The sequence below is a fragment of the Affinundibacterium macrobrachii genome, assembly GCF_014652415.1.
GTDB classification, from domain to species: domain Bacteria; phylum Pseudomonadota; class Gammaproteobacteria; order Burkholderiales; family Burkholderiaceae_D; genus Undibacterium; species Undibacterium macrobrachii.
In genome coordinates, this window is the sequence record NZ_BMYT01000001.1 from 1,017,445 (window position 1) to 1,040,190 (window position 22,746).

The following is a 22,746-nucleotide window of genomic DNA, read 5'->3' on the forward strand; positions in this document are numbered from 1 at the left end:
CAAGCAATAGTTTGTGTCATCACGGATCTAAGCGCGCGATTTTACCATGAGCAGATAGACAAATCTTGACAAAAAACAGTGAAAAACGGCATTATGACTGCATGACATGCAGATTCAAACTCATCAGTAAGATTAGTAACTATTGGCGAATCACCTTTAAATAAGGGTGGCACCCAATTTCGACCATAGCAAATACAGGATTTCTGATGCCGCCCTTCTGAGTAAGCGCGGCATTTTTATTTTCGACCACCTATTTTTCATTCCCAACATTTTTTGGATTACCCATGAGCGAGCAAGCAGCAAATTCCACTGAAGTAGGCGCAGCATCTCAAGCTTCACATCAACCATCGGCAAATAAACAGCACTTGATTTTGACTGGTGACCGTCCAACTGGTCCATTGCATCTTGGTCATTTTGTTGGCAGCTTGCGCAACCGCGTTGTATACCAAAATCAATACAAGCAATACATCATGATTGCTGACGCTCAAGCCTTAACCGACAACATGGATGATCCAGCCAAAGTCCATAACAATGTGATCGAAGTGGCACTCGATTATTTGGCGGTGGGGATTGATCCAAGCAAATCAACGATTTTCATTCAATCACAAATCCCAGAACTGACTGAGCTCACGTTTTACTACATGAATTTGGTTACGATCTCACGCTTAGAACGTAATCCAACAATTAAGCAAGAAATCATTTTACGTAATTTCGAACGCGATATTCCAGCAGGATTCTTCACCTATCCAGTCAGTCAAGCCGCCGACATAACCGCCTTCAAAGCTAGCTTAGTGCCAGTGGGTGAGGACCAGATTCCAATGATCGAACAAACCAATGAAATCGTGCGTCGTTTTAATCGCTTGGCAAAGAAAGACATTTTGGTTGAGTGCGAAGCACTTGTGCCTGAAATTGGTCGCTTGCCGGGTATCGATGGCAAAGCCAAAATGAGTAAGTCGCTCGGCAACGTGATTAATCTCGGTGCTAGCGAAGCAGAAATCAAACAAGCAGTTCGCAATGTCTACACCGATCCTCTGCACTTAAAAGTGGACGATCCTGGTCACCTAGAAGGCAATGTAGCCTTCACTTATCTTGATGCGTTTGATACTGACAAAGAAGCGCTGCAAGCGATGAAAGATCACTATGTACGCGGTGGTCTTGGTGATAGCAAAGTCAAAGCACGTCTTGAAGGTATTTTGCAAGACATGCTGCGTCCGATTCGTGAACGTCGCCAAGAATATGAGAAAGACCGTGGGCATGTTCTACAGTTACTCAAAGAAGGCACTTATCGTGCACGTGAAGTCGCCGCAAAAACCAATGACGAAGTCAAAGCAGCAATCGGCTTAAAGCATTTCTAATTCTGTAAAGATAGAGAAAAACCTTGCCCCTAACGGAGCAAGGTCGGCGGCTTGAATTTTCACAAAGCCGCACATCTAGCGAATCGAAATTCACCAATATCTGCACACACGCCGCAACTCTACGGTTATGCTTTATGCTTTACTTCCACTTATGTAAGAAGAAGTCATGCAACTGAGCATAACCGCCGCTAGGCACATTCATCTCGCCGCACAAGGTTTATTACATCCACGCAAGCAGCGTGCTGATAAAGAGGCGGTTCTCAAGACCATCCGGAACATGGGTGTGCTACAAATTGACACCATTAGCGTGGTCGCACGCAGTCCCTATTTAGTGCTTTGGAGTAGGCTTGGTGACTACCAAACAGAATGGCTAGAACAACATTTGGATGAAGGCCAGTTATTCGAATATTGGTCGCACGAAGCCTGCTTTTTACCGATAGAAAGTTTTGCTCGCTATCGCCATCAAATGCTCAACCCCGAGTCTATGGGCTGGAAGTTCAATCAAGCTTGGTTGAAAGAAAATGGCAATCAGGTTCAACAAGTTCTCAAGCACATCAAAAAGTTCGGTGCTTGTCGCTCAGCGGATTTTGAACGCAAGGATGGTAAGTCAAGTGGCTGGTGGGAATGGAAGCCAGAAAAGCGCGCCCTCGAATTACTATTCACTACTGGCAAAGTCATGGTGACAAGACGTCAGAAATTTCAGCGTGTCTATGACTTAACTGAACGCGTCCATCCGACATGGAATGACAAGCGTGATCTAGGCAATTTAGTCGATGCACAACGCCTGCAAGTATTGGATGCAGTCAAAGCTTTAGGCATCTGCAAGGCAAACTGGATTGCTGATTATTTCCGTATGAAAAAACTTGCTCCCGCATTACAAGCAGAAAATTTATATCAGCAAGGCTTGCTCAGAAAAATTGCAGTACAAGGATGGGACGAGATTGCTTACTTCCATCCAGATCACCAAGACTTGATTGAGGAAGCATTAGCAGGTCAGTTACGTGCTAGCCACACCTGCTTACTTTCACCATTCGATCCTGTCGTCTGGGATAGAAAGCGTGCAGCAGAATTGTTTGGTTTTGATTACCGACTTGAATGCTATACACCCGAGGCGAAACGCCAATTTGGTTATTTTACTTTACCAATCTTAAGACGCGGAAAATTGATTGGTCGCGTCGATGCAAAAGCACATCGAAAAGAATGCGTATTAGAAATTAAAGCACTGCATCTAGAGGAGCAGGTTTTGGTTAGTGATGCACTCGCCAAAGATTTGGCAAAAACGCTGCGGGCATTTGCGAGCTGGCATAACACACCACAAATAACACTAAAGCGCTGTGACAATCTCGATTTCAAAACGCTACTTCAACAAAATTTGCAATGAATTTAGTAGCGTCCAAACGCTAGCAAAAGAACAGTCCAAATAAGCTTTAAATGCACTGAACTTTGCTAGTATTTTTAGTTAGGGCACCCGAAGTGTTACCTGACGACATTAGTCCGGCACACATTTATTGTGTTCTTGTACTTCTTAGTTGGCTTTATTTAAGCCTTTAGGGAGAGGAAAGGTCACATTTTCTTCCTCGCCATCTAAAGTACGCACACTTTTTACCCCAAATTTCTTCAGTTGATCGATTACCTGATTCACCAAAATTTCTGGAGCAGAAGCTCCCGCGGTAACACCGACCCGAACACAGTCGACTAACCACTGAGGATTAATATCTTCAGCTTTATCCACCATGTAAGCAGTCGTTCCCATTTTCTCAGCTACTTCGCGCAAACGATTGGAATTCGAGCTATTTTTGCTACCAACCACTAGCACCAAATCAACTTGCGGCGCCATAAATTTGACTGCAGCTTGACGATTAGTTGTGGCATAACAGATGTCACCTTTCTTCGGCTCTGCGATCAAAGGGAACTTGGCTTTGAGTGCAGCGATGATATCGGCAGTATCATCGACCGACAAAGTAGTTTGCGACACATATGCCAGCAATGTAGGATCAGTCACGTTCAGCTTAGCGACATCCTCAACTGTCTCGACAAGGTACATTCCACCTTCACTTTGCCCCATCGTTCCTTCGACTTCAGGATGTCCCTGATGACCAATCATAATAATCTCGCGGCCTTCCTTGCGCATTTTAGAAACCTCGATATGCACTTTGGTCACCAACGGGCAAGTCGCATCAAAAATCTTTAAGCCGCGTCGCTCTGCATCCTCGCGTATCGCTTGTGAAACGCCATGAGCCGAAAAAATCAGCGTATTTCCGGCAGGAACATCGTCCAATTCTTCGATAAAAATAGCCCCTTTTTGGCGCAAGTCATTGACGACATAAGCATTATGCACAATCTCATGTCGAACATAAATTGGCGCACCAAACTGCGCTAAAGCAAGTTCAACAATATCAATTGCACGATCAACACCAGCACAAAAACCACGTGGCTGTGCTAATAAAATTTCTTGATTCATTTCACTCATGGCAGCACTCACAAAATACCAATAATTTTGGTTTCAAACAGTACGCGCTGTCCCGCCAGCGGATGATTAAAATCAAATAGAGCAGACTCTTCATCCAACTCTTGGATTACACCGGCAAATTTGCCGCCAGATGGTGCAGAGAAATCAATCAAATCACCAACTTTAAATTCTTCGCCAAAAGCAGAATTTTCACGCAAAGTTTTTAAAGACACGCGTTGAATCAAATCTGGATTGCGCAAACCAAATGCTTGTTCAGGTGCTAGTTCTTGCGTTGTGTGCGAACCCTCTTCCAAGCCCAACAAAGCTTGCTCTAAGCTAGGCGCTAACTGCCCTTGTCCTAACAATAAAGTAGCAGGACTCTCATGAAAGGTCGAAATAATATCTTCCCCTTCAAGGGTTGCGAGCCGGTAGTGCAGCGTCAAATAAGCACCATTGTTAACGACAAGTATAGACTTTTCAGACATAATATATTTTTAACTTAGTTCAACTGAGTTTTAATCGAATATAAAGCGCTATTGTAAGGCAGTCCAGATGGAAATGCTTTGCCCGCGACCAAGGAAAGCTGAGAAATACCATGGGAATTAATCACTGGCCCGAAGATCAACGCCCACGCGAACGCTTGATCAAGCATGGCGCGTCGGCATTATCTGATGCGGAATTACTTTCTGTCTTTTTACGCGTCGGCGTTAAAGGAAAAAGCGCCGTTGACCTCGGGCGCGACATGTTGTCTCAATTTGGTTCATTACGAGCACTATTTAGCGCGAATCTAAATGAGTTCGCCAAAGTACATGGACTTGGCAGTGCCAAGTATGCGCAATTACAAGCGGTGCTAGAACTAGCGAAACGCTCAATATCCGAAGAGCTAGAAAGCAAATCCTCTCTATCCTCACCGCAAGCGGTCAAACAATATTTACAGCTACAAATTGGCAACAAACACTACGAGTCATTTACCGTCTTGTTTCTCGATGTTAAAAACCGCTTGCTGGTTACACAAGAGCTTTCTCGCGGCAGCTTAAGTCACGCTAGCGTATATCCACGCGAAGTAGTCAAGAGCGCTCTAGCGCACAACGCAGCCAGCATCATTTTGGCGCATAACCATCCCTCTGGCTCCGCCGAACCCAGTCAAGCAGATCTCAGTCTTACGCAAACACTCAAATCTGCACTGTCTTTGGTCGACATTCGCGTCTTGGATCATTTTATCGTCGCCAACAACACCGTGTATTCGTTCGCAGAGAATGGCCAAATTTAAGTTCTTCATAGGGAAAAACCAAATTGTTAAATTTTAAAATCAAACAAAGACACAATTGTTTTTCACAAGTCGTTGATATTTCAAAGTTTTTTGGATATACTCTTGTTTTTTCCAATTTCGGAAATCATTAAGGAGCTAAACATGGCGCGTGTATGCCAAGTTACTGGGAAAGGGCCAATGGTTGGCAACAACGTTTCCCATGCGAACAACAAAACTAAACGTCGTTTTTTGCCTAACCTGCAAAATCGCCGCTTTTTCGTAGAATCAGAAAATCGCTGGGTTTCCTTGCGTTTGTCTAACGCAGGTTTGCGTGTAGTTGACAAAATCGGCATCGATGCTGTTTTAGTTGACTTACGTGCTCGCGGCGAAAAAGTTTAAGCAGATTCTGCTTAGTACAGAACTCATTGTTAGGAAAATATCATGGCTAAAACTGGTCGCGACAAAATCAAATTAGAATCGACTGCAGGCACGGGTCACTTCTACACGACATCAAAAAACAAACGTACGATGCCTGAAAAAATGGAAATCATGAAGTTTGATCCAAAAGCACGTAAGCACGTTATCTACAAAGAAACAAAAATCAAGTAATCATTGCTTGAAGTTGTTTTGTAGAATGTCTAAAAAACCTGCGACTTTCGCAGGTTTTTTTTCGCCTAGCAAAAAATGAAAGTTTAAATCAAGATATTTGCAATCAATGTGGCGCTGCCGCAAAACACTTCCATCGCTCAAATATTGAATCCAAATGTAGCCGCTCTCTAAAAAAAAATCAGGCCATTATTCGATTCAACGCACAATTCATTAGACGAAAAAAATGGCGCCTATCGCGCCATTTTTAAATTCCAAAACTCTTAAGCGTAACTTCTCAAACGCAAAGAAAACTCTTGCAAAGTCTTGATTCCAGATGCTTCTGCACGCTGACACCAGTCTTGCAGTTGAGCGACTAATTGCTCGCGGGTAGCGCTTGATCGTTCCCAAATTGCATTCAATTCGACACGCATGTCATGCATCGTTTTCAAAGCAGCACTATGTGCAAATAATTCTAATAACTGTTCTTTTTGTGGCGCTTCAAGCTTTGCTGGTTCACGTTGCAAACTCTTTTTCGCTGCCTTCAAGAAACTCTTTTCGAATTGTGCTTTATCTCGTAACTGCTGTAATTCTGCACGCCAAGTTTTCTTGAGTGATTTCGCATATTTAGCCATCACGTCATAACGATTCGTGATCACCGCCTGCAAAGTTTCAACGTCAACGACCATTTTCGCAGCATCAAATTTTGGCTGCGGTGCTACTTTTTTGACTTTCGCTAAACCGATAATTTCTAGTGTACGAATATAGCCCCAACCAATATCAAACTCATACCATTTTGATGACAACTTCGCAGAGGTACCAAACGTGTGATGGTTATTATGCAATTCTTCACCGCCGATCAAAATGCCCCAAGGCATGATATTCGTTGCCGCGTCGGAGCATTCATAATTGCGATAGCCCCAATAGTGACCGATACCATTAATAATTCCAGCAGCAGTAATAGGAATCCACATCATTTGTACTGCCCAAACGGTAATGCCGATCACACCAAACAACATGAAATCAATGATCAACATCAAAGCCACGCCTTGCCAGCTAAAGCGAGTGTAGACATTTCTTTCAATCCAATCATCAGGTGTTCCGTGACCGTATTTACTAATAGTTTCCAAATTCTTCGATTCAGTCCGATACAGTTCTGCACCTTCTAACAAAACCTTTTTGATACCGCGCGTTACTGGGCTATGTGGATCTTCTTCAGTCTCACATTTTGCATGATGCTTACGATGAACCGCTGCCCATTCCTTTGTTACCTGACCTGTGGTCAACCACAGCCAAAAACGGAAAAAATGACTCGGGATCGCATGCAATTCCAACGCACGATGCGCCTGGCAACGATGTAAAAAGATCGTCACGCTAGCAATCGTAATATGCGTCACTACCATCGTAAAAATAAACACCTGCCAACCAGAAGCGCGCGTAAAACCATTGCTTAAAAAATCAACAGCCAAATCAATAAAATTACTCAAGATATAACAACTCCTAATGCATTATGCAGTCAAACTCAGCAACATCACTTTATAAGATTTGACTACGAAAAATTTCCCAACAACATCATTATTCTACGCTGATTCCAACTCAAGCTTTCGCTTGTGCCTGAAATACTGTGATTTCGCGTTGCGGGAAAGGTAATTCAATACCACGCTCGCGAATCAACACCAAAATAGCCCGATTTACATCCGAGATCACATTGGTTCGACCACTTTCTGGATCTTCGATCCAAAAGCTCACACGTAGTTCAAATCCATCTGCGCCAAATCGCAGTAAGTAGGCAGATGGTGGATTGTTTGCTGAAACCCGAGGAACCTGCGACACCAATTCAACCAAAGCTGGGAACAAGCTATCTAAATCCGTGTCGTATGCCACCGTAAAATCGGTCACTAGCACGACCGACCTATCTGTTAATGATAGGTTCTGCACCGGATTTGAGACAAACATCTCATTTGGAATAATAGATTCAACCCCATCCGAACCTTTTAACACGGTGTACCGCGTATTAATTTGCGTTACCGAGCCACTGAATTTATCGACAGTAACTAAGTCACCGATGGAAAGGCTACGATCAAACAAAATGATGAAGCCAGAGACATAACTACTGGTAATACGCTGCAAACCCAAGCCCAAGCCAACGCCTAATGCGCCACCAAATACAGACAATACGGTTAAATCAATCCCTACCAAAGACAAACTGATCAGAATCGCTAGCAGAATAAAAATAGCACGTCCTAAACGCGAAAGCACGACTCTGAGTGAAGAGTGCATATTGGGAATCAGCAGCAATCGCGCTTCCAGCAAAGCGCTAATCCACAACGCCAAGACAACGGTCAAAGCGACCGATGCTATCCCCTGCAATACCGCCAATAGCGAAACCTTGCTTTTTCCGATCGGCAAAATGATTTCTTCAAGCGCTTGAAAAATACTTTCCCACATCCCTGTAAAGTGCAGCACCAATGCTAACCATACCAAGGTTGCAAATACTTTTTCAAACAAAAGCAGCGCATTACCGACCGTACCATCGCGTACAAAGGCACGACGAAACACATAGAAGCTAAAGCGAATTAAGGCAAACGAGCTAAGAATCGGAAAAAAGAGCTTGAGTAATCCAGTATGCTGAAATTTACCAAGAATCAATTTAGCAAAAAACAAAAATACTAAGGCTAATAATGGCCACAACACGCGTGAAAAACTCTCAACGCCAATTTTCAATACACCCGAGCTTTGATCCACGGTTGCAAAATAGCGTTGTATTGAGCGCGATAAAAGCCAAGCCAATAGAAAACAACTCATCAGGGCAAGTAACTGAATGAGCAGACCTGGATTACCCAAGTCTGCCGAAATCTCTGCAATTAATCGCGATAATGAATGTGTTTCCATCATAGATAGGGAGGAGACTGCAATTAAATCTTTAACCAAAACGCAAACCCAAATTCAATAATTTTATCTACAACTTATTCTGCAGACTGATCTGCATCCGCTTCATCTTTTACAGCAGCTTTCGCGACACTCTTATTGCGTTGAAACACTGCGGCAAAAAAGCCGTCTGTGTTATGTTTGTGTGGGTAAAGCTTTAAATAATCACCCATCTCAAGCTGAATTTTTTGCTCTTCTAAAACTTGCGATGCGGGCAGCAAACTGAAGTCAGGATGCGTCGCTAAAAATTGCGCAACGATGCCCTCATTTTCTTCATCTAAAATACTGCAAGTTGCATAGACCAAACGACCACCAGCTTTCACCAAACGTGCAGCGCTATCCAAAATAGAAGCCTGTTTCACATTGAGCTCAGCTACGCCAGCTTGCGTCTGACGCCATTTCACATCTGGATTACGACGTAAAGTTCCCAAGCCACTACATGGCGCATCAACTAAAACGCGATCGAGTTTTCCTGCCAGACGTTTGATCTTGGCATCGCGTTCATGCGCAATGACGACCGGATGCACATTCGACAAACCACTACGCGCTAAGCGTGGTTTCAGTTTGGCTAATCGTTTTTCAGAAATATCAAACGCATACAATCGACCTGTATTGCGCATCGCGGCACCCAGCGCCAAGGTCTTGCCACCAGCACCTGCGCAAAAATCAGCGACCATCTCACCGCGTTTGGCACCCAACAACTGCGCTAAAATTTGGCTACCTTCGTCTTGCACTTCAATCGTGCCGTCTTTAAATAACGGCAGATTTTGAATCGATGGCTTCTTGATCACACGCAAGCCGAATGGAGAATATGGCGTCGGTTCAGCTAAGATAGGTGCCTGTGCCAGCGAAGCGATGACATCCTCACAATTGGATTTTAAAGCGTTAACACGCAAGTCCAATGACGCTGGCGTGTTCAAGGCACTTGCCAATTTCATCGCCTCATTTTCACCAAATTTGCTCGCCAATTTTTGCCACAACCAATCCGGCATATTCGATTTCAATGCTAAGGGCAAGTGCGCACGATCGATATCCATGACGCGACGCAACCAAGCATCTTCCTCTTCGGTCAAACCACCCAGTGCATCAATGCCAACCGCATCGGCTAATCCAAGCAACGTGATACGACGCATCACGGAACCAGAACCGGACTCGGAAAAACTGGTATACACACTCTTATTGCGCAATAAACCGTAAATCGCTTCTGCGATCACACCACGCTCACGGCCTCCGAGACGCGGATTCTCTCTAAAATAGCGTGACAAAGTGCCATCGGCGGGACCAGTAAAGCGCAAAACCTCACGCAATACGGCTTCAGTGTGGCCTATCATGGCTGGTGGTAATCTCATGTTCTTCCTCTGTAAATACGATTAGATCGCGCAGGTGTCTGCTTCGGATCCATTAACAATCACACGATTGCCTTCGACCACTAATTTGCCTTCAACGAATAAACGCACGGCACGTGGATAAATTTGATGTTCTTTGACAAGTAATTTTTGTGCTAGCGTATCTTCAGTGTCACCCTGTTCGATGCGCACACAAGCCTGATCAATAATTGGGCCATGATCCAATTCCGCGGTCACGAAGTGCACAGTAGCGCCGTGAAATTTCACACCGGCATCCAAAGCTTGCTGATGCGTATGCAAACCGACAAAACTCGGCAGCAAAGATGGATGAATATTCATGATGCGATTTTCATAATGCTGTACAAACTGCGGCGTTAAGATACGCATAAATCCAGCCAATACCACCAAATCCGCTTGAAAACCATCAATCACCTGCATCAACGCAGCATCAAAACTTTCTCGATTGGGAAAAGCCTTACTTTCGACGACGGAAGTAGGAATCCCTTGTGTGGCGGCATACGCCAATCCTGCAGCATCAGGCTTATTACTGATTACCGCAGCGATTTGTGCTGGCCATTGTTGGGATTGTGAGGCTTGGACGATCGCTTGCATATTGCTACCGCGTCCAGAAATAAGGATGACGATTTTTTTCATTGCGGCATTGTACCTCTGTCGCGGTCTAAGCCCAAGTAAAAAGCCTGAATTCCACGAAATTCAGGCTTTTTTAATATCACTAGATCAACTATTAATTAAGCTTTAAGTAAGCATCTATGAACTACTCGAAGGAATAAAAAACTCGAAATGCGACTTTCTTTTTCATCCAATAATCTGAGGCATCTCTAAACACGTCGAGCAAAGTTTCCCGCTGTTCTTTGTCAAAATCTTCTGTATTCGGCAAATGTTCTACCACAATAACAAATCCGTTTTGCTGCCCTGCCTTGTGAACCAAATCAGTCAAACAATCATACAAAGCATCAAAATTATGTCCAAAGTGCTGCGGAAAACCAAAAGCACCCGCGATACAAGCAAGTACCTCCAACTTATTCTTTGTGTCGCCACAATTAGCATATAAGAAATGCTGCCCAGTCGCAGTTGCTTCAGCCTGTAAATCTAAACTTCTGAAAGCTCTGATCGATTGAACCGCATTCGGACTAACCGTACTTAACAAACTCATTTCATCCTCATTCCAAATTTAGAATTCTTGTTTGCATTCTCAATAAAGCATTACTCTTTAATCCGTTTAAAGCTGGCATAGTGATCTGCGGTGTAATAGAACTCACGAAAATACGGTGGTTCGCCGCCCGCAACAATGCGCCTAGCTCCACGATTTCTGGCATACGGTGTCTTCACGGTGTATTCGCGATAATATCCACGCTGCTTCTTTGGGAGTATCTTTTCGAAATTACCAAAAGTAGATCCATCTTTTTCATAAGGAAAAGGACCGCCGCGCTTGATTAATACGAGCGTCTGTTGCGCTTCTTTTGGTAAATCATGAACTGAGATATCTGCGATACCGTTGGCAAAAGTATTGACGCTCAAGCCAAGCCATAAAGCAAAAAGAATTACGAATTGTTTCAAATAGGTTTTCATCAAAATATGAAGATCCAAAGCGAATTGATTTGATTCAAAGAAGCGATAGCATAATCGTATGTCAGATGCATAGCAAATTTCTTGAAGCCGACAACTCGGCTTCATCTACTCATTCTGCCTCAGCAGTTTCTTCAAGCAACTCATGGTCATGATGTTGCGCAGCGGATTGCACTTGAAAAAATTGGATAACTTCTTCGCGCATTGCCATAGTGTCTTTCACACCTAATGCGATTAACTCTTGCGTATAACTGGCCTCAAACAACAAATAGGACGCCAAAGCGGATCCGCGCACATCAGTCGCACCTATCCCTCCGAGCATGGTTCTAACTGGCAATGGTAAACTTTGCGTGTGACGACTCGCAATTTCATCCAAACGCTCTGATGGCGCGATGACCAACAAATCAACTGGCTTTAACGGCGTCTTCTTCAATAAATCAGGTGGCAACATCGATAAGGTTTTATTAATTCTAGTTAAGCGCTCAATATCCACCGCCAAGCTGTCCAAGAAAATGCTCGACATGGCATGACCAGCAATCTGCGCCAAACTTGGATAAGTTGCTGCTTCAAAATTCTGTCTCGGCGGTTCGGTCAGTCGTCCCGCTCCGACGATCAACACTTTGCTGGCGCCAAGATGAATCGCTGGAGAAATCGGCGCTAACTGGCGCATAGATCCATCCCCACAATACTCGAGGTGACCTCCCCAATTTAAAGGAATCGATGGAAAAATGAAAGGAATAGCCGATGAAGCCAACAAATGTTGTACGCCAATAAAGTCGCGCTGAGACAATCGCTGACTACGCACCCAAGGCGCAATGTCTTTTAAAGTCTGATAAAAAGTTAAATGATGACCCGTTGTATATGAGGATGCGGTGACAGCAAGAGCTTGCAGATCATCGGTTTCAAACGCACGATCAAGGCGTTCCATATCCAACATTCTATGCAACAAACCTGCCAATGGGGAATTATCAAGCAATGAGGTCGGCGGCGATTTACGCCATTTATTCAACAGCCAGCCAAAGGACATGATGGACAACCAACGTGCCCCAGAACGAATCACACCTAACGAGTCGGCACGATAGACTTGCGCAGCTTCAAAGTGACTCCACACATGGTGAAGACTGTTCACCGACTCTTGAAAATGGTCAGCACGAGAAGCCAAAGCGGTCGCATTGATGGCACCAGCCGAGGTTCCACAGATAATTCCGAAGGGATTTTTTTTTGCGCTCCATCCTTGTGTCAGCAAGATATCGGAGATCGCTTTTAACACCCCAACCTGATAGGCGGCACGTGCGCCGCCTCCGGTCAGGATCAAGCCAGTTGTAGCATTACTATTCATTCCTATCCAACTCCAAAAGCTACTTTTTTCTATGCATCTAGTGTATTCGTGTACAACATAAATGTCTGCAAGAAATCAAAAAAGTGTCATTTTTGAAGCGAATATACGGAATTTATTTTGGTTGCATACGGATCGCACCATCGAGACGAATTGTTTCGCCATTCAACATCATGTTTTCAATGATGGATTTTGCTAATTGTGCATATTCGTTTGGCTTACCCAAGCGAGATGGGAACGGTACCATTTTGCCCAAAGCGTCTTGTACTTCTTGTGGCATGCCCAACAGCATTGGTGTTTCGAAGATACCTGGAGCAATCGTCATCACGCGAATACCATTACGCGATAAATCACGTGCCATTGGCAATGTCAAACCAACCACCGCAGCTTTAGAAGAAGCATAGGCAGCTTGACCAATTTGACCATCGTATGCTGCGACAGAGGCTGTGTTGATAATAATGCCGCGCTCTTCTTGAATCGCATCGGTTTTACTCATAGCTTCTGCTGCTAAACGCGCCATATTGAAGGTACCAACCAAGTTGATGTTAACAACACGTTGGAATAATTCCAATGGATGCGCGCCATCTTTACCAACTGTTTTAACCGCTGGTGCCACGCCTGCGCAGTTAATCAAGCCACGTAAAGTGCCTGCCGCTGTCGCAGCCGCTACAACAGCCTGACCATCTGCTTCTTGGGTCACATCACACTTAACGAAAGTTGCATTCAACTCTGCTGCCAATTTCTGACCCGCTTCTACTTGCACATCCGCAATCACAGCCTTACCGCCATTTGCAGTAATCATGCGCGCAGTTGCCTCACCCAAACCAGACGCGCCGCCAGTGATAATGAATACATTGTCTTGAATTTGCATACTTTCCTCTGCTCTCAGTTAGAAAAATTTCGAATAAATTCGGATAAATAAGATTCGCCCAGCACTTTCATTGAATTTAACTCTCATTAAATTCAATCTACTGAAATACTATGACGTTAACGTAAACGTCAATTATCTCGCTTTTCGCAATTTGTAGAAAGAGAAAAATACACGTGCAATAAAAAAAGCAGTGATTGCATCACAATCACTGCTCTCCGCTACAAACCTACAAAAAATACTTCTAATTTGTTTGCAAGCAAATCAATAAATCTATCTTTATTTAGAAGCAGCCTCACTCGCTGACGCCGCATTTACTTTCACAACATCCAAACCAACTGGCGCTTCAATCTGTGGCAATACGTCGGCCTTATGAGTCACTACTGGCGCTGCCTGCACAGGAGTCTTCAACCAAGGGACCAAAGGTAACAGAGGAACCAACAACAAAGCCACAATATTGATAATCTTGATCAAAGGATTTACTGCTGGACCTGCGGTATCTTTGTAAGGATCACCAACCGTATCACCTGTTACTGCTGCTTTATGCGCTTCTGAACCCTTACCACCAAAATGTCCATCTTCGATGTACTTCTTGGCGTTATCCCAAGCCCCGCCGCCTGTCGTCATAGAAATCGCGACGAACAAACCAGTAATAATGGTTCCCATCAACATCCCACCTAAAGCTGCGGGACCTAAAGTTAATCCAACTAAAATAGGAACAACAACTGGCAACAAAGAAGGCAAAATCATTTCTTTAATTGCTGAAGCAGTCAACATATCAACCGCTTTGTCATACTCTGGTTTACCACTGCCATCCATAATTCCTTTGATGTCACGGAACTGACGACGCACTTCAACTACCACCGCTCCCGCTGCTCGTCCAACCGCTTCCATCGCCATCGCACCAAACAAATACGGAATTAAGCCACCGATAAACAAGCCAACAATCACTTGCGGATCAGATAAGTCAAATTTCACATCGAGGCCGACTGAGCTCAAAGCGTGCGTGTAATCGGCAAACAATACCAACGCTGCCAAACCCGCAGAACCAATCGCATAACCTTTGGTCACCGCCTTGGTCGTGTTACCGACAGCATCTAAAGGATCTGTGATTGCCCGCACCGACTCATCCATACCAGACATTTCGGCGATACCGCCTGCGTTATCTGTAATCGGTCCATAAGCATCCAATGCGACAATAATGCCAGCCATCGACAACATCGAGGTCGCAGCTACCGCGATACCATACAAACCGCCACCGAATTTGTAAGAGATGAGAATCGCCACACAAACTGCCAATACTGGATATGCTGTCGATTTCATGGAAACACCAAGTCCAGCAATGATATTGGTGCCATGACCGGTCGTGGAAGCCTCAGCGATATGACGCACCGGCTTAAAATCCGTACCAGTGTAGTACTCGGTGATGTAGACCATTAAACCAGTCAACACGATGCCAACAACAGCAGAAATCAACATCTGATGGCGCATCGCATCGTCTTTGAACAACATATAGGTCACGACGGCGAAGCCAATTAATGATAATCCTGCCGCCCACCACAATCCTTTGTAGAGCGCGGACATGATTTTTTGACCTGGCGTATGTTTCACAAACGCGCAACCAATAATCGATGCTGGAATCGAGACGGCACCCAGCATCAAAGGATAGACAATTGCTTCTGTTACTGCGTTCGTTACCATCAATGCGCCGAGTAACATGGTCGCAATCAAGGTAACCACATAGGTTTCGAACAAATCGGCTGCCATACCCGCACAATCGCCAACATTGTCACCAACGTTATCAGCAATCACCGCTGGATTACGTGGGTCATCTTCTGGAATACCTGCTTCAACTTTACCAACCAAGTCTGCGCCTACATCGGCACCTTTGGTAAATATGCCACCACCTAAGCGCGCAAAAATAGAAATCAACGATGCGCCGAATGCCAAACCAATTAGTGGCTTAATCAAATCATGCTGCGACATGCCAGCGGCAGTTCCACTAGTGAGATACATATAAAACAGTGCCACGCCCAACAAACCCAAACCAGCTACTAACATACCAGTGATTGCACCACCCTTAAATGCAACATCTAAAGCTTGGTTCATGCCTTTGGTAGCAGCTTGCGCAGTACGAACATTCGCCCGCACAGAGACATTCATACCGATAAAACCACAAGCGCCTGATAACACCGCGCCAATCAAAAAGCCGACCGCAGTGGTCATTCCTAGACCAGGCAGAATCGCAATCGCAATAAATAACACAACACCGACAATTGCAATCGTCTTGTACTGGCGCGCCAAATAGGCAGCAGCACCCTCTTGTATCGCAGTCGCAATTTCCTGCATACGGGCATTTCCCGCATCCTGTTTCAAAATCCAACTTCTTGTAATCAAACCGTAGAGCACTGCTAGCACTCCACACGCTACAACAATCCACAGATTTAATACCATGTTGACGCCTCCAATTTTTGTTGATGTTGAACGTGTTTAGCTTTTGACTTCACACTGATCACACCGTTTATAGAAATAAGCGAAATAGAACAACAGACATTTAATGTGTTTTAAAACTGAATCTACTTGAAACAAAACAGCTAGGGAAATAAATTGCGCGATGCCTCCATCAAAAAATAAAAGTAGTGGAACAAAAAAAAGCGGACATGAAGTCCGCTTTTTTTACTCTGACAAGGCCGCAAAAGCCGCGTCACGTATTGCTTCGACCGCCCCGACACCGGCAATCTTGCGGTACTTCGGCGCGCCAGGATTACCTGATTTTGCCCAATCACCATAATAACCAACCAATACTTCGGTTTGATTGTGATAGACCGCTAATCGTTTTTGAACAGTCTCTTCTTTGTCATCATCGCGTTGTACCAGATCTTCGCCAGTTTCATCATCCTTACCTTCAGCCTTAGGAGGATTAAACTTCACATGGTATGTGCGACCTGAAGCTGGATGTACGCGACGACCACTCATGCGTTCGATAATTGCGCTATCGGGTACGTCGATTTCCAACACGTAGTCAATCGCCACTCCCGCATCCTTCATGGCATCCGCTTGGGGAATAGTTCTAGGAAAACCATCAAACAAATAGCCATTGGCGCAATCATCTTGCTTCAGACGTTCTTTAACCAAACCAATGATGATGTCATCCGAAACCAAGCCACCAGCATCCATGACTTTTTTCGCTTCCACGCCCAACGGTGTTCCTGCCTTCACCGCGGCACGCAACATGTCTCCAGTAGAGATTTGTGGAATACCAAATTTTTCCTTAATGTAATTGGCTTGCGTGCCCTTGCCTGCTCCGGGTGCTCCCAACAAAATAAGACGCATTTTTATTTCCTAGACGAGTTTAATATTCTGTCAGTCCTGCAAATCGCTATTTGCAAAACTTAATAATTTTTTGAATCAAGCTTGATATTTATTTTTAGCGGTGAGGAGAACTCACCGTCATTTATTTTGTTCTTTACGAAATTTACCACAGTTTTTTCCGCTTGAAACGCTTTCGCACCACTAGCGCATGGTTTTTTATAACAAGCTCAAAAAAAAGTTCTGACGCGTTGTAAATCCTCAAGCGTATCAACACCAGCCACCGGACTCTGCTCAGTCACATGCACCGCAATTGCAATGCCATTCCAGAGCACACGCAATTGCTCTAAAGCTTCAATCTGCTCCAGAGGGGACATAGGCAATGTCGGATAGGTTTGTAGAAATTGATTTTGATAAGCATACAAACCAATATGCCTTAAGGCTTGATATTCAGATGGTATGACTTGTTGATTCTGCGCAAATGCATCGCGCGCCCATGGCATCGTTGCACGAGAAAAATACAATGCGCGAGAGAATTTATCTAAAACAACCTTAACAACATTCGGATTAAATAAATCTTGTGCTGTATGAATGGCGTGCGCAGCAGTTGCCATCGGCGTCTGCGCATTCACCAAAGCAGCAGTTGCAGCAATCAGTGCTGGATCAATCAGAGGCTCATCGCCTTGCACATTGACCACCACCGCATCTGCTGCCAGCCCCAAGGCAGCCGCTACCTCGGCAATTCGATCTGTACCAGATGGATGATCAGCACGTGTCATTTGAACCTCGACACCATGCTCACGACAGGCTGCGGCAATATCGGCATGATCGGTAGCAACCACCACTTGAGTAGCGCCTGACAACGAGGCTCTTTCAGCAGTACGCACGACCATAGGCTTACCCGCGATATCAGCTAGCGGCTTATTTGGCAAACGTGTAGATGCCAAACGCGCTGGCACAATGGCGATAAAACTCATGATCTGATTAAGGATGTTCTACAGGAATAACGCGCGCCTGATCTTCCCACATGATAGGAATACCATCGCGGATTGGAAACGCCAAGCGATCTGCTTTACAAATTAATTCTTGTGCAGCTTTATCGTAAACTAAAGGACCTTTACATAAAGGACAAACTAGAACTTCAAGCAGACGTGCGTCCATACTTTTTCTCCGAAATCAAGTTCAGCAGTTGGTGTTCAAATTCCGCATCAAGCTCGGCAGTCACTGGCACCAACCATATACGCGGATCTTCTCGTAACTCCGCAATTTGCCGACATTTTACTGCATCCTTCTCTGTGATAAGGATGATTTCCGCATCTTCATTCCGAAATAGTTCTGGGGTAAATGCAAAATGATCTGCCAAAGGCATCGTCTTAAACGAGATGCCTTGCTCCTCCAAGCTATCAAAAAAACGTTGAGGATTTCCTATCCCTGCGGCGGCAAGTATTTTTTTTCCGCGAATTGCGGACAAAGATTGACGAACTTCAGCTCGCTGTAGTTGAATAAGCTCACCAATTTGTAAGCGCATCGAAGTGACCCGATCACCGATGCCTAAAACGGGCTCAGTACCAGCATAATTCAAAACCGTAAAATCACGAGGTCTATGCGCTGACTCACGTAATGGACCTGCTGGCAACAGCCATCCATTACCAACACCGCGTTGATCAAACATCGCGATTTCAATGTCACGTTCCAAAGCATAATGTTGCAAACCATCATCCGAAATAATGATGTCTACCTCAGGATATTTATTCAGCAAATGCCGCGCACTTGCGACTCTATGTCGTCCAACCATCATAGGACAATTTGTGCGCTGTACGATCAATAAGGGTTCGTCGCCGACTACAGCAGCGGAAGAGTCTGCAAGTACCTCTTGAATTCGTTCGACGTTCACGCCATAGCCGCGCGAAATTACGCCAGGTGTCCACCCAGCTCGACGTAAAACATTCACCAACCAAATCACCATTGGCGTTTTACCAGTTCCACCAATAAAAATATTCCCAACCACGATCACTGGTACCGATAACTTTGTTGATGAAACCAACCCAAGTGAACGCAAGTAAAATCGGCAATATAAAATAATTCCGAACAATGCGGAGATAGGCCAAAGTAGCACTGCGACAATGCCGCGTTTCATCCACGTCTTCATCAGAAACGACTCTAGTTGGGCGCGCAAGCGACTTCTCCTTACTTAAAGTGTGCAGATCAATGAAAAAGAGAGAGTGAATCACTCTCTCTACTTGAAACATCTTATGTAACTTACAGCAACTGGCTTACTTTGCGTTTGCTGTTGCTTGCGCGGCGAAAGTAACTTTCGATAATCCGGCAATTCGCGCTGCTTCTAAAACATCAATCACTGATTGGTGACTGCTTGCGCGATCCGCGTTAATAATAACAACGGGATCAATCGGGTTGGCTTTTCCCGCATTTAAACTATCAGCAGCCTTTTTTAAATCATTTGCCAGCGTTGCCGCATCTAAAAAACTAACGACTTCACTATTGATTTTATAGCGACCTTGCGCATCAATCCCAATTTCAATTTGACTTGGTTTATCTTCTGCTTTTTCTGCATCCGCTGTCGGCAATGTGATTTGCAATTCGGTAAAACGGCTATACGTCGTCGTCACCATCAAAAAAATCAAAATCACCAACAAAACGTCGATAAAGGGAATCAAATTAATTTCTGGATCTTCTTTGCCCCGTCCTTTGCGAAAATTCATACGACTACTTTCTCGTGCTGTGGACGATATCAACAAACTTCACTGCTTGCTGCTCCATTTCAATCACAAATCCATCAATCAATGCACGGAAATGGCGATAAAAGAGCAAGGCCGGCATCGCGATAAAAATACCAAAGCCAGTGTTGTATAAAGCGACCGAGATACCGTGTGCTAATTGAGCAGGATTCGCGCCAGAAGCGTTTTGCGAACCAAAAATTTCGATCATACCAACAACCGTGCCGAACAAACCCATCAATGGTGCTAGTGAGGCAATGGTACCTAGCGTCGTTAAGAACTTCTCAAGATCATGCGCTACTGCACTACCCGCTTCCTCAATCGATTCCTTCATGACTTCGCGCGGTGCATGTACATTACGCAAACCAGCTGCTAGAACACGACCGAGCGGCGAATTGATCGCTAGCTGATCAATCACTTCTTGTTTAATTTTCCCACTTTGGTAAACCCTGATTACTTCCTCTAGCAGAGTCTTAGGCAATATCCTTTGTCTTCTTAAAGACAAGCTACGCTCAATAATCAAAGCCAATGCGACAATCGATGCCACTAACAAAAAATAGATCGGCCAACCAGCCGCCTGAATGATTGCGAACAAATGAAACTCCTTGCGAGAAAATCTAATTAAGTCTTGGTAATGACGAATAAATACTTAGCCCGCAATGTATCGTGTTGTTCGACGCTGGGCAAGTACGTGCACAGGATTATTTTTTGTTACATTCAACTTCTGCACATCCCATAATTTAATCACTAATCAAATAATTAAGTTCAAGCTTATTCACAGAAACTGTGCGCAAGATTGTGGATATCCTTTGGGCTAAATACTAAGCTATTGATTTAAAAAGAATTTAATTAGGCGCTTCTAAATTGAGCAGCAGCGACAAATCAACAATTCGCTGCTAAATAGTTGAACAAATAATTGTTCTTAACAAGCATCGAAGTTCTACACACAAACTGTGGAAAACTTTGTGAACAAGCACTTCACATCAAGCTAAATCGTTGATTTATATAATTTAAATATCTCTGCAAAAATTTTGAGCAAACAGTATTCAAAAGAAACTATCCGCAATTTAATGATATTTTTAGCTATTTATTTTGAATATTTAGCCCATTTTCAGTGGATAAAGCAGAAGTTCTACACACAAAATGTGGATATCTTTGTGAACAAGCCGGGCACATGATACTAAGTCACTGATTTTATGGAACTTTATTACCCTGCCGCAAAAAAAGGCAGTGAGACATTCTGTTGCCACATAGAATTCTTTGTAAAAGACAAGAATTTTCCTGTGGATAACTTTGTGCATAAGCACAAAAAATTTTCTTATGCGAATCAAAAGTTCTTGATGAATTCTAGAAATAAAACATTTGAAGCTTAAAGTTAAAGTAATTAATCATTTTAAATTCAAAGACTTACAAGCATCATCTAAAATTTTTTTGACAGTAAAGATCGCACATGACATGCTTGCGCCTTCTTTTTCAAATCTGTGGACAGCTTTCTCAGCATAAGGCTTATGGCATCAACATTTTCATCGCAAAACCCGCAAAAATCCGAGTCTGTTATTACAGTTTCGGCCTTAAACCAAGCAGTTGCGCAACTATTGGAGCGAAACTTCGCATTGACGTGGGTTTCCGGCGAAATTTCTAACTTTACCCGCGCTGCTTCAGGCCATTGGTATTTCACATTGAAGGACAGTGCTGCGCAAGTACGGGCGGTGATGTTTCGTGGCAGAGCACAATATGCCAATTTCATGCCACGTGAAGGCGATAAAGTAGAAGTCAGAGCCTTGGCTGGTCTATACGCGCCGCGCGGTGACTATCAAATTAACGTTGAAGCCATCAGGCGTGCTGGCGTTGGCAATTTGTACGAGGCATTTTTACAACTCAAAGCGAAGTTGGCTGCCGAAGGTTTATTCGACCAAGAACAAAAAAAGACAATCCCCAATTTTGTACGACGGATCGGTATCGTTACCAGCCCCAATGCTGCTGCATTACGCGATGTGTTGACCGCCCTGCAAAGACGAGTACCTCATATTGAAGTCGTTATTTATCCCTGTCCGGTGCAAGGTGAAGGTGCAGCTGCAAAGATTGCTCAAATGATTGCGCTAGCTGAAGCCGAGAATCGATGTGAGCTTTTAATCGTATGTCGGGGCGGAGGTAGCATTGAAGATTTATGGGCCTTCAACGAAGAGATTTTGGCACGCACAATCGCTCATTGCACACTGCCTGTCATTTGTGGCGTCGGTCATGAAACCGACTTTACCATTGCTGATTTTGTCGCCGATTTACGTGCCCCAACGCCAACTGCGGCGGCGGAAATGGCAGCACGACCACGTGCCGATTGGCTAGCGATCTTGGCGCAATGGCAATCCGACATGCAGCGACAAATGCGTCGTCAACTTGATTATCATGCGCAAAATCTAGACTGGTTGAGTCAACGCTTACAAAGCCCAAGTGCAACATTGGCATCAAAACGTCAACAAATTCAGCATTGTGCGCAAAGCTTGCGGTTTGCCGTGTTCAAGCCCATTCAAACGGCACAAAATCGATTATTACACTTGGAAAAAAGGTTGGCGCAGCAACGGCCGAATACACAAGCATTTCAGAACAGGCTTAGCTACCAACAAATGCAAATGCGCACCACGATGCGTCATCGACTGCAAAGGCAGCAGGCTCAATTAAGCAGCCTACAAGACAAACTAGAAATGCTCAATCCGCAGCGCACCTTGGAACGTGGTTATGTCATTTTGCAGCAAGCCGATGGTCAAGTCATTCGTAATGCGCAGCAAATTCAAGCTGGCGATTTCCTAAGTCTACGCACCGCAGCGGATAGCAGCGAACTTCAAATTGCTGCTATCAATACAAAAAAGAAACCCGCAACAAAAAAACCGAAATCAAAGGAGTAGCTGCAAGCAATCAGACAAAAGCTTACAATGCTGCTTTTGGAGCTTGCTGCTTCTAGAATAAAAAGCGGACCTTGCACTAATTTTTTACATTATTTTTTT

22 protein-coding genes and 1 pseudogene are annotated in these 22,746 nt (G+C 44.3%); 6 read left to right on the forward strand and 17 right to left on the reverse strand.

Features of this window, described 5'->3' with window-relative positions:
* The first annotated feature begins 284 nt into the window (after positions 1 to 284).
* Positions 285 to 1,355, forward strand: a complete 1,071-nt coding sequence (gene trpS / locus IE103_RS04535; protein ID WP_189344769.1) for a tryptophan--tRNA ligase — start codon at positions 285 to 287, stop codon at positions 1,353 to 1,355.
* Positions 1,356 to 1,521: 166 nt separating this feature from the next.
* Positions 1,522 to 2,736, forward strand: coding sequence for a winged helix-turn-helix domain-containing protein (locus IE103_RS04540; protein ID WP_189344770.1), 1,215 nt, complete (start codon positions 1,522 to 1,524; stop codon positions 2,734 to 2,736).
* 144 nt (positions 2,737 to 2,880) lie between these two features.
* On the opposite strand, the gene ispH is transcribed toward IE103_RS04540, so the two are convergent.
* Both ispH and IE103_RS04550 read right to left on the reverse strand, forming a co-directional pair.
* Entirely contained in the window at positions 2,881 to 3,816 is a 936-nt protein-coding gene (gene ispH / locus IE103_RS04545; RefSeq protein WP_189345108.1) for a 4-hydroxy-3-methylbut-2-enyl diphosphate reductase, read from the reverse strand.
* A 17-nt stretch (positions 3,817 to 3,833) separates the two neighbouring features.
* Positions 3,834 to 4,289, reverse strand: coding sequence for an FKBP-type peptidyl-prolyl cis-trans isomerase (locus IE103_RS04550; RefSeq protein WP_189344771.1), 456 nt, complete (start codon positions 4,287 to 4,289; stop codon positions 3,834 to 3,836).
* 110 nt (positions 4,290 to 4,399) lie between these two features.
* Here IE103_RS04550 and radC point away from each other — a divergent pair, with 110 nt between their 5' ends.
* The 3 genes from radC to rpmG all read left to right on the forward strand — a co-directional run bounded on the left by radC (position 4,400) and on the right by rpmG (position 5,662).
* Positions 4,400 to 5,074, forward strand: a complete 675-nt coding sequence (gene radC, locus IE103_RS04555; protein WP_189344772.1) for a RadC family protein — start codon at positions 4,400 to 4,402, stop codon at positions 5,072 to 5,074.
* Positions 5,075 to 5,215: 141 nt separating this feature from the next.
* Positions 5,216 to 5,452, forward strand: coding sequence for a 50S ribosomal protein L28 (rpmB, locus tag IE103_RS04560; RefSeq protein WP_189344773.1), 237 nt, complete (start codon positions 5,216 to 5,218; stop codon positions 5,450 to 5,452).
* Between the two features lie 42 nt (positions 5,453 to 5,494).
* On the forward strand, positions 5,495 to 5,662 hold the full coding sequence (rpmG, locus tag IE103_RS04565; protein WP_189344774.1) for a 50S ribosomal protein L33: 168 nt from the start codon (positions 5,495 to 5,497) through the stop codon (positions 5,660 to 5,662).
* A 260-nt stretch (positions 5,663 to 5,922) separates the two neighbouring features.
* On the opposite strand, the gene IE103_RS04570 is transcribed toward rpmG, so the two are convergent.
* From IE103_RS04570 to IE103_RS04640, 15 genes and pseudogenes are all read right to left on the reverse strand, one after another.
* Positions 5,923 to 7,125: a DesA family fatty acid desaturase gene (locus tag IE103_RS04570; protein WP_373295225.1), complete on the reverse strand. Its 1,203-nt coding sequence runs from the start codon at positions 7,123 to 7,125 to the stop codon at positions 5,923 to 5,925.
* A gap of 109 nt (positions 7,126 to 7,234) precedes the next feature.
* Complete coding sequence (locus tag IE103_RS04575; protein ID WP_229827069.1) at positions 7,235 to 8,533, reverse strand: mechanosensitive ion channel family protein; 1,299 nt, start codon at positions 8,531 to 8,533, stop codon at positions 7,235 to 7,237.
* 71 nt (positions 8,534 to 8,604) lie between these two features.
* Positions 8,605 to 9,915 (reverse strand): RsmB/NOP family class I SAM-dependent RNA methyltransferase, encoded by a 1,311-nt coding sequence (locus tag IE103_RS04580; RefSeq protein WP_189344775.1) that lies wholly within the window; start codon positions 9,913 to 9,915, stop codon positions 8,605 to 8,607.
* 21 nt (positions 9,916 to 9,936) lie between these two features.
* Positions 9,937 to 10,566 (reverse strand): phosphoribosylglycinamide formyltransferase, encoded by a 630-nt coding sequence (purN, locus tag IE103_RS04585; protein ID WP_189344776.1) that lies wholly within the window; start codon positions 10,564 to 10,566, stop codon positions 9,937 to 9,939.
* A 121-nt stretch (positions 10,567 to 10,687) separates the two neighbouring features.
* Positions 10,688 to 11,095, reverse strand: a pseudogene (locus tag IE103_RS04590) (barstar family protein); the annotation flags it as partial.
* 41 nt (positions 11,096 to 11,136) lie between these two features.
* The gene (locus IE103_RS04595; protein ID WP_189344778.1) at positions 11,137 to 11,502 is read right to left on the reverse strand and encodes a guanyl-specific ribonuclease; all 366 of its coding nucleotides are present in this window, start codon (positions 11,500 to 11,502) and stop codon (positions 11,137 to 11,139) included.
* Between the two features lie 109 nt (positions 11,503 to 11,611).
* Entirely contained in the window at positions 11,612 to 12,838 is a 1,227-nt protein-coding gene (locus IE103_RS04600; protein WP_189344779.1) for a patatin-like phospholipase family protein, read from the reverse strand.
* 112 nt (positions 12,839 to 12,950) lie between these two features.
* Positions 12,951 to 13,706, reverse strand: a complete 756-nt coding sequence (locus IE103_RS04605; RefSeq protein WP_189344780.1) for a 3-hydroxyacyl-CoA dehydrogenase — start codon at positions 13,704 to 13,706, stop codon at positions 12,951 to 12,953.
* Positions 13,707 to 13,982: 276 nt separating this feature from the next.
* Entirely contained in the window at positions 13,983 to 16,157 is a 2,175-nt protein-coding gene (locus IE103_RS04610; protein ID WP_189344781.1) for a sodium-translocating pyrophosphatase, read from the reverse strand.
* A 222-nt stretch (positions 16,158 to 16,379) separates the two neighbouring features.
* Positions 16,380 to 17,036 carry an adenylate kinase gene (gene adk, locus IE103_RS04615; RefSeq protein ID WP_189344782.1) on the reverse strand — a complete coding sequence of 219 codons (657 nt, stop codon included), beginning with the start codon at positions 17,034 to 17,036 and terminating at the stop codon, positions 16,380 to 16,382.
* A 206-nt stretch (positions 17,037 to 17,242) separates the two neighbouring features.
* Entirely contained in the window at positions 17,243 to 17,989 is a 747-nt protein-coding gene (gene kdsB, locus IE103_RS04620; protein ID WP_189344783.1) for a 3-deoxy-manno-octulosonate cytidylyltransferase, read from the reverse strand.
* Positions 17,990 to 17,996: 7 nt separating this feature from the next.
* Positions 17,997 to 18,173, reverse strand: a complete 177-nt coding sequence (locus tag IE103_RS04625) for a Trm112 family protein (RefSeq protein WP_189344784.1) — start codon at positions 18,171 to 18,173, stop codon at positions 17,997 to 17,999.
* On the reverse strand, positions 18,154 to 19,188 hold the full coding sequence (gene lpxK / locus IE103_RS04630; RefSeq protein ID WP_229827070.1) for a tetraacyldisaccharide 4'-kinase: 1,035 nt from the start codon (positions 19,186 to 19,188) through the stop codon (positions 18,154 to 18,156). The genes IE103_RS04625 and lpxK overlap by 20 nt, the downstream gene beginning before the upstream one ends.
* A 97-nt stretch (positions 19,189 to 19,285) precedes the next feature.
* Positions 19,286 to 19,732, reverse strand: coding sequence for an ExbD/TolR family protein (locus tag IE103_RS04635; RefSeq protein WP_189344785.1), 447 nt, complete (start codon positions 19,730 to 19,732; stop codon positions 19,286 to 19,288).
* 4 nt (positions 19,733 to 19,736) lie between these two features.
* Positions 19,737 to 20,342: a MotA/TolQ/ExbB proton channel family protein gene (locus tag IE103_RS04640; protein ID WP_189344786.1), complete on the reverse strand. Its 606-nt coding sequence runs from the start codon at positions 20,340 to 20,342 to the stop codon at positions 19,737 to 19,739.
* Between the two features lie 913 nt (positions 20,343 to 21,255).
* Here IE103_RS04640 and xseA point away from each other — a divergent pair.
* Entirely contained in the window at positions 21,256 to 22,647 is a 1,392-nt protein-coding gene (gene xseA, locus IE103_RS04645) for an exodeoxyribonuclease VII large subunit (RefSeq protein ID WP_189344787.1), read from the forward strand.
* Positions 22,648 to 22,746 lie beyond the last annotated feature (99 nt).